Genomic DNA, 12545 nt, shown 5'->3' on the forward strand with positions numbered 1-12545 from the left:
ACGCCGCAGTACTAACCTCTTACGGCCGTACAAGAGGATGCAATACGGCCGAGCCGAAAGCTGTCAATTCGAGAATACGGTCGGAGGGTTTGTAACCCCTACTCGGCGCAGGCGCAATGGTGCAAAATTACCGGCGACGACCGCTGTTGCCAACATGCCGAAAGATTCCGATCAAGACTGCGATCGCCAGTCCAATAATAGCGCCAGCCGCGACATAAAAAGATATGCGCGGCGAAACCGGCTGCGCTGAAACCACCACCTCGCCGATCGGACGGGTGACGAAAGTGCGCTCATCGCTCAGTTGCTCAGCCAGTTGCAATCGACGCGTTTCTAGATCACGCCACTCCTCGCCAACTTTATCGATGAGGGAGTTGAGCAGCACATCCTGCGCCGAGGCCGGCTTGCCAGCAGAGGCCTGCACTTGGACCTGCAGTTCGGCACGGCGCTTGTAAAGTTCCGCACTGCTTGCGATGACACGAGCCTGCGCCTCCTTGAGCCGCGCAATGGACGGCCCTGCTATTTTGGCGTGGACCGCAACCAGTTGATCCTCCGCCGATTTCATTGTGATTTTTGCCGCGTCCGGAGATAACCCGCGGACCGACATCCGGATGAAGCCGGTATTCGGCACGATCTGTGCTGAAAAGGTTGCATGCAGTAAGTCGATGTCGCCGGCGGAAACTTTCCCCAACCCGGGGACGTTCGCCTTGGATTCCTGTTGGACTAATGCTGTAATGCGCTCCACCGTATTCGGAATCGTCTCGATCATCGAGAGCTGACCCGCCGGATCAATATTACCAACTTGCCCGACCTGAATCACCGACGAAGCCTGCCATTGCTTCGGTTTGGTCAACGCGATGCCGCCGCCGACCACCCCACCGATTACCAGACCGCCAATGAGCCAAATCGCCTGGGCGCGCAAAAAATGGATCACATCGGGCAACAGCGTGTCGCCCATCGCCGCTACATTGACATCCTTACTTTCGACCGCGCGGCGGAAATCTTCGTGCATCTTGATCTCTCAGAAAAAATCGAATTGGTTTTACCCTGATTTCGTGAACAGTTCGGTCTGCTCTGTCGCGAGATCAGAGGAATGGCAAAGCCGGCAATGTGGCTACAATCGCCGACAGGAAAATTGAAATTACCGGACTGACGGTGTACGGATTTCCTGAGCAGTTCTCACTAGATCTTGATGGCCATGCATATGACTTCGATGCCGCTCATGATGATGGAGGCGCAACAAAGATGTCAAAAAAAGTCTGGCATCGCCCGGATCCGATGTTCGATTGCCGAACGGCCCTGTTCGAAGGAGTTGGATTGTAGAGATGCTTTACCCGCCGGATGTTGGCGGGTGCTTCCCGCTCGGCGCTGTTGACCGTCTTCGGCGCGCCGCCCTGACCAATTACATTCTCGAACATCGACAGTCACCGGATCGTCCAGTGATGCACAACCAATACTGAAGCGCCGTTAGATTATCACACTTCTGTCGAGGATCGGCCCCTTGCACAGCGTCCAATAGTTATGCTTTGCGCGATGGTCGCGGAACTCTGGAATGACATGGTTGCGCCCAAGTACCGAGAAATGTAGGTGGACACCGTCACGGCAACGTCACCTCCTCAGAGCCTTCGTGCGGAAGCCCTGCGGCCAACCGCTGGCATGATGGCCAAAACATGCACGTGAGTTCCACTATGCCGAACCAAAGTCGAAGCCGGTGTACGGGGGGATGAGGTGGGAGATTGAAGACGATGGAGGCGTCCCTCCGCGCGGCGCTGGCTCCGCGCCTCAGGTTCGCCCGTAAACATCCTCGAACCGGACGATGTCGTCCTCTCCCAGATATTCGCCGCTCTGCACTTCGATCATCACAAGGTCGACGACACCCGGATTTTCCAGTCGATGTTTATGACCTGCCGGGATGTATGTCGACTCGTTCGTGGATATGAACATTTCCTTCTCCCCATTCACCACTTTCGCCATGCCGCTCACGACAATCCAGTGCTCACTGCGGTGATGGTGCATCTGCAGACTCAAACGGCCGCCAGGCTTGACTTCGATGCGCTTGATCTTGAAGCGCGGACCTTCCTCGAGAACCGTATAAGTGCCCCACGGACGATGCATGGTGCGGTGCCACCGGTGCGCTTCATGTCCTTGTGCCTTGAGGGCAGCATAGACGTGCTTGACGTCCTGGCTTCTATGGCGATTAGCCACGAGCAGCGCGTCGGGGGTGTCGATCACGATCAGATCTTCCACACCGACCGCGCCAATCAAACGATCATGGCTCACCAGATAGCAGTTCGCTACATCGTGAAGCAACGCCTCGCCTTCGACCCGGTTGCCGTTTGCGTCGGGCACGGACAACTCGCTAACGGCCGCCCATGAGCCCACATCGCTCCATCCGATGCTGCACGTCACGACGGCTGCTTCAGTGCACTTCTCCATGATGGCGTAGTCGATCGAGTCCTCTCGCACCTTGGCGAAGGCGTTCGCCTCCAGCTCGACCTGAGTCCAGCCCGTGGCTTCGGCGACGCGCGAGCCGGCAAGACAGGCCTCAGTCGCGGAGAAAATATCGAGCGCGTGTTGCCGGAACTCGCGCAGGATCGCCCTCGCGGTGAAGCAGAACATGCCGGAATTCCACATGAACCGCTGCGACTCTACGTATTCACGGGCCTTCTCGAGCGACGGCTTTTCGACGAAGCGGACCACATCGGTGCCATTGACCTCGATGTAGCCATAACCCGTTTCCGGGCCCTCCGGCCGAATACCGAACGTCACGATTTTCCCGGTCCGCGCGAGGGCTTCAGCCTGTTTCACAGCGGCGGCGAAGGCGACTTGATCGGCAATCAGATGATCGGCTGCGAGCACCAGCATCACGGAATCCGGACCATGCACCTGAGCCACACGCAGGGCAGCCACCGCCACGGCCGGGGCGGTGTTGCGACCGAACGGCTCGAGAATGAACGACGTGGCACAGTTACCGTGATTGACCTCGCGAAATTCGTCTTCTGTCTTGAAGAACAGTTCGCGGTTGGTCACTGTCAGAATGTGCTCGACGCCGGGCAGCGCCACGGCCCGGAGAAACGCCTTTTGCAGAAGACTCTGTCCGTCTCCTAGACGCATGAACGGTTTGGGATGAAGCTCACGCGACACCGGCCACAGTCGCGAACCGGCTCCGCCACACAGAATGATGGGTGTCAGACTCACAGATTCCTCACGGTCGGTAGAAGTGATTGCCCTGTGTCGGCCACGCGCTCGTTGAAGCACCCGACACAGTTCTTGGAAATACCGGAGAAGCGCAAAGGCTAGCTGCTCGTTGCAGCAAGCGTCGTTGTCCGCGCCTCACTCAACTTCCACTCAAAAAAGAGCGGGCATTTTACACGACGCCCTTATGCGCCTGCCCCCTGCCATCGACGACTTTAGGGGTTTGCCAGTCGGGCTGAACGCGCTCACTCACCGTCGGTGGCCCGAACCATCCACTTGATCGTCTCCGCGAAGTCAATTGCAGGCACACCGGGAACGAGACGGCGCAATCTGCTCGCCGAGCCGACCAGGCTCTTGACTTCGTTTGCACGCACGAAGGCGGGATTCACGCGGATTTCCAGATCGTGTCCAGATGCTTCCCTCACCATCGCCACGATTTCCTTGAGCGTACGGGGGCGCTCGTTGCACACATTGACTGTTTCACCGGCAACCGACGACTCGAGCAGCGCGCGATAGGTCGCCGCCACGGTACGCACATCGGAAAAATCGCGCGCAACGTAAAGATTGCCCAGTTCCATCAACGACCGTCGCTTCACAAAATGCGACACGATTTTCGGAACCAGGAAGCGCTCGCTCTGTCCACGCCCGGTGTAATTAAACGGCCGTGTCATCACGATGGGCAGGAGGTCGAACCACGTGCGAACCAGGTGCTCCATCGCCAGCTTGCTGGCTGCGTAGTGATTGACCGGCGCTGGGGGCGTGGTCTCGTCTACGACGCCCCCAGCGTTTCCGTACACGTTGGCGCTGCTCACGATCAGTATCTTGTCCGGCCGGTGGCCGACCTCGGAACATGCCTGTAGCAGATTCAGCGTCCCCAGGACGTTGACACGATACATCTCAAGCGCATCGTCGTGTGCGACGAAGCTGATCGCAGCGAGATGCACGATATACGCTGGGCGCACCTCGTCGATCACGCGGCGGCATTCATCCAGCGATGTGATGTCCAGCGCATGCTCGTTTGCGTCCGCTATATCATTCCGGGCAAGCGTACCCACCACCTCGTAACCGCCGCGTTGCAGTTCGTCCTTGACGTACGCGCCGGTAAAGCCGCGCACACCAGTGACAAGGGCACGCCGGCGGGCCGGATCAGAAGGAAAAACCAATTTTGTTTCTCCGCAGGTCGGCTTCCACCATCATCTTGCACAGTCCTTCCAGCGAGGTTGTCGCTTCCCACTTGAGCTTCGTCTTTGCCTTGGCGGGGTCGCCAATCAACAGCTCGACCTCGGCGGGCCGATAGAACCTCGGGTTTACTCTTACGAGAACCTTTCCGTTCGACGCATCGACGCCCTGCTCCTGCTCGGCCTGTCCGCGCCAGTCCAGTTCGATTCCGACCGCCTTGAAAGCCATCGCCACGAAATCGCGGACCGTTTCGGTACGGTTGGTCGCCAGCACAAACGTGTCCGGCTCGTCGGCCTGCAGCATGCGCCACATCCCGTCGACGTACTCCTTAGCAAAACCCCAGTCGCGTTTGGCATCCAGATTGCCGAGTTCAAGCGTGTCCTGCTTGCTGAGCGAAATCTTCGCGACGGAATCGGTGATCTTGCGCGTGACGAACTCGCGGCCGCGGAGTGGCGACTCGTGATTAAAAAGGATGCCACTTGAACCAAAGATGTCGTATGACTCGCGGTAGTTAACCGTGATCCAGTGTGCGTACAGCTTGGCGACACCGTAGGGGCTACGGGGATAGAACGGCGTTTCCTCGTTCTGCGGAATCGACTGCACCTTGCCGAACATTTCAGAGGTCGATGCCTGATAGAAACGGATCGAACGGTTAACGATGCGGATCGCTTCCAGCAAATGGAGCGCACCCACACCCGTAATTTCGGCTGTCGTGACGGGCTGGTCGAACGAAACACCGACGAAGCTTTGCGCTGCGAGGTTGTAGATCTCGCGCGGCTGGGCCTTTTCAATCAGGCGCATCGTGGAACTGAGGTCCGTCAAATCGTGTTCGACCAGATGCAACTTCGGATGGTTGACGACGCCGACCTCTTCCAGACGCCAAAAATTGACTGAACTGGTGCGCCGATAGGCACCGTAGACCTCGTAACCGTGTTCAAGCAGTAACTGCGTGAGATACGCTCCGTCCTGCCCCGTGATGCCAGTTACAACTGCGCTCGTCAATTCCATCTCCTTGAAAACACCGCGCTTGACGGTCACGCCGCAAGCAGTGAGTGCGGTACTAAATGTCGTGGCCGATTATATCTGAGGGCCTGGTCGGCCCAGCCGGGGAAACCAGTGCTGCGGCGCGTTCTTTCCCTCGCTTCGATGGTCGTCGCTGTTTCGCCATTCGCGACCCGCCGGCATCGAGATCCGAGCCGTCACACAGGGAGGCCGGTAACGCACAACTTCAACGCCTCGCGCCAGCCCGGTGCCCGGATTCCGAACATCGATGCCAGTTTTTCGTTCGACAGCCGGGAGTTAGCCGGGCGTCTCGCTGGAGTCGGGTATTCGTTCGACGTGATGGGTTTCACCGTCGGCCGGCTGGGTAACGCCGCTGCGCCGAAAATTGCGTCTGCGAATCCGGCCCAAGAGGTCATTCCGGCCGCAGTCAGATGATAGACACCCGCGCGTTCCGACCACCATCCACCATCGTGCCGATGCTCAACCAGCGCTTGCGTCGCAATATGCGCCGTCAAAGCGGCAATCGTCCCTGACCAGGTCGGCGCCCCCACCTGATCCGCCACAATACTCAGTTCAGACCGCTCCGCAGCAAGCCGCAGCATCGTCCGCATAAAATTGCGCCCACGCGTCCCATAGACCCAACTCGTCCGAAACACGAAGTATGTGCCGCCGACCTGCTCGATCGCCTGCTCGCCCGCCAGCTTGCTTTTACCGTACACATTGAGCGGGCCGGTCGGATCGTCTTCCTCGTAAGCGCCATCCTTGGTGCCGTCAAACACATAGTCAGTAGAAAAGTGAAAAAGCGCGGCGCCCACGCGCCGGGCCTCTTCCGCCAGCACCCCTGGCGCCTCACCATTCATCTTCATTGCGGCGTCGACGTCGGTTTCCGCCTGATCCACGGCCGTATAAGCCGCCGGATTGACGATAAGCGCGGGCTTAAGCTCACGCACCACACGCCGCATCTGGTCGAAATCCGACAGATCGAAAGCTTCCCGCCTGGGCGCAACGATCCGGCCGAGCCCCTGCAGGCTTCGAAGAAGTTCAAAGCCCACCTGGCCCGTGGAACCGGTCACAAGAATAGTGCGTTCGTGCAGATCGGCCATCAGGACGTCCTTGAAATCAGTGCATCCTCACGTCTGAAGCACTGTCGGACGACGGTAACAGACTGGATGCACGATTATAGAATCGCCGGTCGAGCGACCGAAGCGAGCTAACAAACAGATACAAAAGCGCCTATTTTCTTTAAATTCAACACCTTGCACTCATTCCGTACTTCGTGGTGAAGTCCACGAAGATTGGAGATCACGCATAACTCTCCGCCTCCCCAAACCCCTTCCCCGCCGCATCCTTCGTCGCCAGCGAAGGCGCACCCTCAACCGGCCACTCGATCCCGATCTCCGGATCGTTCCAGATCAGACACCGCTCGTACTCGGGAAACCAGTAATCCGTCGTCTTGTACAGAAACTCAGCCGTCTCCGACAGCACCACAAACCCATGTGCAAACCCCGGCGGGATCCACATCTGGCGGCTGTTCTCCACACTCAGATTCACCCCTACCCACTTGCCAAAATCCGGCGAGCTCCGGCGCATATCGACAGCCACGTCGAACACCTCGCCCGACACCACCCGCACCAACTTCCCCTGCGCATGCTCGATCTGATAATGCAAACCGCGCAGCACACCCTTCGCCGAGCGCGAGTGGTTATCCTGCACGAACTCGACATCCACGCCCACCTTCTCCGCAAACTCCTTCGCGTTGAAGCTCTCGAAGAAAAACCCGCGCGCGTCGCCAAACACCTTCGGCTCGATGAGCTTGACCTCGGGCAGCGCCGTAGCAGTTACCGTGATTGCCATATAACCTTGTCCGTCAACAGATTCTTGAGATATTGCCCGTACTCGTTTTTCGCCAGCGGCGCGGCAAGCTCCATCAATCGGGCGTCGTCGATCCATCCACTCCGGTAAGCGATCTCTTCCGGACATGCCACCACCAGACCCTGCCGCTTTTGCAAGGTCGCGATAAACGTCGCCGCTTCGATCAGCGAATCGTGCGTGCCCGTATCGAGCCATGCATAACCGCGCCCCATGATCTCGACACGCAGCTTCTTCGCCTCCAGATAGCGCGAATTCACGTCGGTGATTTCAAGCTCGCCACGCGCCGACGGCCTGATTTCCGCGGCAATGCTGCAAACGTCGTTATCGTAGAAGTACAACCCCGTCACCGCATACGGTGAGCGCGGTTTCACAGGCTTTTCCTCAATCGAAAGCGCCTGCAGCTGGTCGTCGAACTCCACCACGCCATAACGCTGCGGATCGTTCACGTGATACGCGAACACCGTTGCACAATCGGTCCGCGCACTCGCCTTCTCCAGTTGATGCGCGAGATCGTGGCCATAAAAAATGTTGTCGCCAAGAATCAGCGCGCAGTCGTCGTTGCCGATGAAATCGCGTCCGATGATGAACGCCTGCGCAAGGCCATCGGGCGATGGCTGCACCGCGTACTGAAGATTCATCCCCCACTTCGAGCCGTCGCCGAGCATCGACTGAAACCGCGGCGTGTCAGCGGGCGTCGAGATGATCAGCACGTCGCGGATGCCCGCGAGCATCAACGTCGACAGCGGGTAGTAGATCATCGGCTTGTCATACACCGGCAAAAGCTGCTTCGATACGGCGTGCGTGATCGGATACAGCCGCGTGCCCGATCCCCCCGCGAGAATGATTCCCTTGCGTGCCATTGACGCTCCCTCAGGCCTGTCCGGCGTAGTGAGTTTCCATCCAGTGACGATAGTTGCCGCTCGTCACGCCAGCAATCCACTCCCGATTCTCGAGATACCAGCGCACGGTCTTGCGCATGCCGGTCTCGAACGTCTCGGCAGGACGCCAGCCGAGTTCACGCTGGATGCGCGTCGCGTCGATCGCGTAGCGACGGTCGTGGCCGGGCCGGTCCTTCACGAATTCGATCTGCTTCGCGTACGGCGCACCGGACGACGAAGGGCGCAGTTCATCGAGCGTCGCGCACAGCGTGTGTACAACGTCGATGTTGGCCTTTTCGTTCCACCCACCGATGTTGTAGGTCTCGCCGGGCACGCCCTTTTGCAGCACGGTGCGGATCGCGGCGCAGTGGTCGCCGACGTACAGCCAGTCGCGCACGTTCCTGCCATCGCCATAGACGGGCAACGCCTTGCCGGCCAGTGCGTTGATGATCGTGAGCGGAATCAGTTTTTCGGGAAACTGGTACGGACCGTAGTTGTTCGAGCAGTTGGTGGTCAGCACCGGCAGGCCGTATGTGTGGAAATACGCGCGCACCAGATGGTCCGAGCCGGCCTTGCTCGCTGAATAAGGGCTGTTCGGCGCATAGGGCGTGCGTTCGTTGAACGCGGGATCGGTGGCTTCCAGCGAGCCGAACACTTCGTCGGTCGAAACATGCAGAAAGCGGAACGCGTCCTTCTCGCTGCCCGCGAGGCCGTTCCAGTAAGCGCGCGCCGCCTCGAGCATCGTGAACGTGCCGACGACGTTCGTCTGCACGAATTCGCCCGGCCCGCTGATCGAGCGGTCGACGTGGCTTTCGGCCGCGAAGTGCAGCACCGCACGTGGCCTGTGTGCCGCGAAGAGCGCGTCGAGCGCGGCGCGGTCGCAGATGTCGACGCGCGCGAAAACGTGACGCGAGTCGCTGGCGAGCGGCGCGAGCGTTTCGGCGTTGCCCGCATAGGTGAGTTTATCGACGTTGACGACGGGTTCATCTCCGTCGCGCAGCCAGTCAAGAACGAAGTTGGCGCCAATAAAACCTGCGCCTCCAGTCACCAGAATCATGTTCTTCCCCGGAATCGCCTCGCGACGTGTTGCGTGTTGCGTGTCGCGGAAGCGGTGCGTTCAAGGCAGCCCGTACGACCGTGTTGCGTCGTGCCGCGCATCAAACGGACTATTATGTCACGCGACGTTGTACGTTCCGTGACCCTGTGCGGATGCGGGCACCGCAGTATGTCGCCGTCGCAGCCCACCGCCTGACAGGCGACTCCCACCGTCATTGATGCCGCATCGTTTTTTTGACGTCAATGCCCTGACACATATGTCACAACTACGTTACGAATTATCCAGTCCGCATCCAGATGATCACCCGGCCCACACCACTTGCCTTCGGCGACCTTCAGGGCTGCCGCTCCCAGTTCCAGCAACTCCTCGCGAAAGCCGCACCTTCGGACGACACGCCACTGTGGTTTGCCGGCGACATCGTCAATCGCGGCCCTGAATCGCTCGCCACGCTGCGCGATCTCGTCGCGATGGGCGATCGCGCAATCGCGGTCCTGGGCAATCATGATCTGCATCTGCTGTCGGTTTCGGCGGGCATCCGTAACGCGAAGAAAGGCGACACGATCGACGAAATCCTCGCCGCGCCGGACGCGGACGACCTGCTGGAATGGGTACGTCACCGTCCGATCGCGCACTTCGAGAACAACATGCTGCTGGTCCACGCAGGCGTGCCGCCGCAGTGGGACGCTGCATTCACGATGGAAATGGCCGGCGAACTGGAACGCGCGCTGCGTGCGCCGACCTGGAAGGAAACGCTAGCGGGTCTGTACGGCAACGAGCCGAATCGATGGAAGCCGGGCCTGAAAGGGATCGACCGGCTACGTCTGACGTGTACCGCGCTCACGCGCATGCGCTTTTGCAACGAGGAAGGCGCGATGGACTTCACGTCGAGCGGCGGTTTGGGTTCCGCGCCGCCGGGTTACATGCCGTGGTTCGACGTGCCCTCGCGACAATCGGCCAGCACGACCGTCGTTTTCGGCCACTGGGCGGCGCTTGGCCTGATGGTGCGCGATAACGTGATCGGGCTCGACTCGGGCTGCGTGTGGGGTAACCAGCTTTCCGCGATCCGTCTCACGGACGATCCGGCTGGCCGCGTCGTCACGCAGGTGGATTGCTCGGCGTGTCGCGGGACGGGTAACTAGGCTAGCTGGTTCGCGTGCCGTCGATGTCGACGTCTTGAGTCAAGGCGACGTCGACGGTGTCCGTAGTCTTCTGACCGGGCTCGGGAATCTCGGCAGCAAAGGTGTTGCCGCCACCCTGCATCCCCCGCAACGCCCGCCCCACCACCGCCTCCGCCTCCGCCGCCAGCAACCGCCTGTCGGCACCCGAAGCCAGCGGCGCCCCGACATAAACATGCGCGGTCAGCGGACCGCCTTTCAGCAGCGCGTTCAACGAATCGCTGAGCGTGAGATCGTCGATATATGCAGGCGCCGTCGACTGCCGCCCCTGCGCATCCTCGTACATGATGCACACCGGCTGTACCGGGCAGGAAGCCGACACCGCCGCCTGAAACAGGTTCGCGTGAAACGGCAGCAGCGCGAGACCATCGGACGTCGTGCCCTCGGGAAACACGCACATCAACTCGCCCGCGCCCAGCCGGTCGGCCAGTTCATGCACGATCCGCTTCGCGTCGCTGCGCTTCTCGCGCTGGATGAACACCGTTCCAAGCTGCCCGGCAAGCCACCCCACCACCGGCCAGTTGCGAATCTCGGCCTTCGACACAAACGGCGTCGGCCGCCACGCGTTGATCACGTAGATATCGATCCACGAAACGTGGTTCGCCACGACAAGCGTGCCCGCATCGAGCCGCGCCTCGTCGTTATGCACGACGAGGCGCATGCCGCACAGCCGCAGCATCTTCAGCGACCACGCGCGGTTGAGTTCGAGCCGCTCACCGGCGGATGCGCGCGGAAAGCGCGTCGCGACCGTCCACATGCCGTGCAACAGATGTGCAACCAGTTGTGCCTTGCGAAACGCGAGCTTCATGTTCGGCGCTTTCCGTTCCTGTATCGATGTCTGTTAATCGCGCATCAATGCTGCTCGAACGCGAGATGACCCGCGACGATCGTCGCCCGCACGCGCGCCGGCAGTTCGTAGCCGAGGAACGGCGTGTTGCGCCCCTGGCTCTTCAGTACACGCGGCTCGACGCGCCAGTGCCCGTTCGCATCGAACACGCACAGATCGGCCACGGCGCCCACGGCGATGCGCCCGGCGGGCAGCTTCAGCACGTCAGCCGGCGACGACGTAATGCGGTTCAACGCCTTCGCGAGCGGCACGTTCGCTTCGCTCGCCCACTTCACCGTCAGCGACAGAAAGAGCTCGAGCCCCGTCGCACCCGGCGTCGCCTCGGCGAACGGCAGCAGCTTTTCGTCGTCGTCGACGGGCGTGTGGTCGGAGCAGATCGCGTCGATCGTGCCGTCGACGAGGCCCGCGCGGATCGCTTCGCGATCGCGCTGCTGGCGCAACGGCGGATCGAGCCGGTACTGCGCATCGAAGTAGCCGATATCGACGTCGATCAGATGCACGTGGTTCACGGTCACGTCGCACGTCACGGGAAGCCCTTCGGCCTTCGCCGCGCGCATGAGCGCGACGCCGGCCGCCGACGACACATGCGAAAGATGCACGCGCGCACCCGTCACGCGGACGAGCTCGAAAATCGTGTGCAGCGCGATCGTCTCGGCGGAAACCGGCACGCCCGACAAGCCAAGCCGCGAAGCCAGCGCGCCGCTCGCCGCCACGCCGCCCTTCGCGAGATACGCATCCTGCGGACGCAGCCACACGGTGTAGCCGTACGTGTTCGCGTATTGCAGCGCGCGCAGCAGAATCTGCGTGTCGACCACCGGCACGTCGGCCTGCGAAAAGCCGACGCATCCGGCTTCCGTCAGCTCGACCATTTCGGTGATCGTCGTGCCCTTCAGGCCGACGGTCAGCGCGCCGAGCGGATACACATGCGCCTGGTTGAGCTTCAGCGCTCGGAACTTGAGCATCTCGACGAGGCCCGGTTCATCGAGCGTCGGATCGGTATCGGGCGGACACACGAGGCTCGTCACGCCGCCGGCGAGCGCCGCGGCCATTTCGGATTCGAGCGTCGCCTTGTGCTCGAACCCCGGCTCGCGCAGACGCGCCGACAGATCGACCAGACCCGGCGCGATCGACAGCCCTTTGGCGTCGATCGTCTTCGTCGCATGAAAATCCGCGGGCGCGTTGCCCAGCGCGACGATCTTGCCGGCTTCGATATAAACGTCCTGCTGCTGTTCGGTGCCCGCCACCGGATCGATCAGCGTGCCACCCTGGATATGAATCTTCATCTGCTGCCTTTTGTTCTGCGTTGCGTGTCGCGTGTTCGCGCAAGATGTCCGGTCTTCGGA

At 60.7% G+C, this 12545-nt stretch carries 12 protein-coding genes; 2 read left to right on the forward strand and 10 right to left on the reverse strand.

Going from position 1 to position 12545, the window contains the following annotated elements:
* Positions 1 to 127 precede the first annotated feature (127 nt).
* Positions 128 to 1009, reverse strand: coding sequence for a YveK family protein (locus BLV45_RS09255; RefSeq protein WP_143130403.1), 882 nt, complete (start codon positions 1007 to 1009; stop codon positions 128 to 130).
* Positions 1010 to 1107: 98 nt separating this feature from the next.
* On the opposite strand from BLV45_RS09255, the gene BLV45_RS26995 reads away from it, so the two are divergent.
* The gene (locus BLV45_RS26995; protein WP_143130404.1) at positions 1108 to 1320 is read left to right on the forward strand and encodes a hypothetical protein; all 213 of its coding nucleotides are present in this window, start codon (positions 1108 to 1110) and stop codon (positions 1318 to 1320) included.
* 459 nt (positions 1321 to 1779) lie between these two features.
* Here BLV45_RS26995 and BLV45_RS09260 read toward each other — a convergent pair whose 3' ends face one another.
* The 7 genes from BLV45_RS09260 to rfbB form a co-directional block, all read right to left on the reverse strand.
* Positions 1780 to 3195 carry a mannose-1-phosphate guanylyltransferase/mannose-6-phosphate isomerase gene (locus tag BLV45_RS09260; RefSeq protein ID WP_090532033.1) on the reverse strand — a complete coding sequence of 472 codons (1416 nt, stop codon included), beginning with the start codon at positions 3193 to 3195 and terminating at the stop codon, positions 1780 to 1782.
* A gap of 242 nt (positions 3196 to 3437) precedes the next feature.
* On the reverse strand, positions 3438 to 4355 hold the full coding sequence (locus tag BLV45_RS09265) for a GDP-mannose 4,6-dehydratase (protein WP_090532036.1): 918 nt from the start codon (positions 4353 to 4355) through the stop codon (positions 3438 to 3440).
* Positions 4339 to 5379 carry a GDP-mannose 4,6-dehydratase gene (gmd, locus tag BLV45_RS09270; RefSeq protein ID WP_090532038.1) on the reverse strand — a complete coding sequence of 347 codons (1041 nt, stop codon included), beginning with the start codon at positions 5377 to 5379 and terminating at the stop codon, positions 4339 to 4341. The genes BLV45_RS09265 and gmd overlap by 17 nt, the downstream gene beginning before the upstream one ends.
* A gap of 191 nt (positions 5380 to 5570) precedes the next feature.
* Positions 5571 to 6476, reverse strand: a complete 906-nt coding sequence (gene rfbD / locus BLV45_RS09275) for a dTDP-4-dehydrorhamnose reductase (RefSeq protein ID WP_090532040.1) — start codon at positions 6474 to 6476, stop codon at positions 5571 to 5573.
* Between the two features lie 199 nt (positions 6477 to 6675).
* A complete protein-coding gene (gene rfbC / locus BLV45_RS09280) occupies positions 6676 to 7227 on the reverse strand; it encodes a dTDP-4-dehydrorhamnose 3,5-epimerase (protein ID WP_090532042.1) in 552 nt (183 codons plus the stop codon).
* The gene (gene rfbA, locus BLV45_RS09285) at positions 7212 to 8105 is read right to left on the reverse strand and encodes a glucose-1-phosphate thymidylyltransferase RfbA (protein ID WP_090532044.1); all 894 of its coding nucleotides are present in this window, start codon (positions 8103 to 8105) and stop codon (positions 7212 to 7214) included. Before rfbA ends, rfbC begins: the two co-directional genes overlap by 16 nt.
* Before the next feature lie 10 nt (positions 8106 to 8115).
* Positions 8116 to 9180: a dTDP-glucose 4,6-dehydratase gene (rfbB, locus tag BLV45_RS09290; RefSeq protein ID WP_090532045.1), complete on the reverse strand. Its 1065-nt coding sequence runs from the start codon at positions 9178 to 9180 to the stop codon at positions 8116 to 8118.
* 296 nt (positions 9181 to 9476) lie between these two features.
* Here rfbB and BLV45_RS09295 point away from each other — a divergent pair, with 296 nt between their 5' ends.
* Positions 9477 to 10319 (forward strand): symmetrical bis(5'-nucleosyl)-tetraphosphatase, encoded by an 843-nt coding sequence (locus BLV45_RS09295; protein ID WP_090532048.1) that lies wholly within the window; start codon positions 9477 to 9479, stop codon positions 10317 to 10319.
* 1 nt (position 10320) lies between these two features.
* Here the strand turns inward: BLV45_RS09295 and BLV45_RS09300 are convergent, their stop codons facing one another.
* Positions 10321 to 11163: a lysophospholipid acyltransferase family protein gene (locus tag BLV45_RS09300; protein WP_090532050.1), complete on the reverse strand. Its 843-nt coding sequence runs from the start codon at positions 11161 to 11163 to the stop codon at positions 10321 to 10323.
* Positions 11164 to 11207: 44 nt separating this feature from the next.
* Positions 11208 to 12485: a dihydroorotase gene (locus BLV45_RS09305; RefSeq protein WP_090532052.1), complete on the reverse strand. Its 1278-nt coding sequence runs from the start codon at positions 12483 to 12485 to the stop codon at positions 11208 to 11210.
* Positions 12486 to 12545: the final 60 nt, after the last annotated feature.

It is taken from the genome of Paraburkholderia sartisoli, assembly GCF_900107685.1.
In the GTDB taxonomy this organism is placed as follows: domain Bacteria; phylum Pseudomonadota; class Gammaproteobacteria; order Burkholderiales; family Burkholderiaceae; genus Paraburkholderia; species Paraburkholderia sartisoli.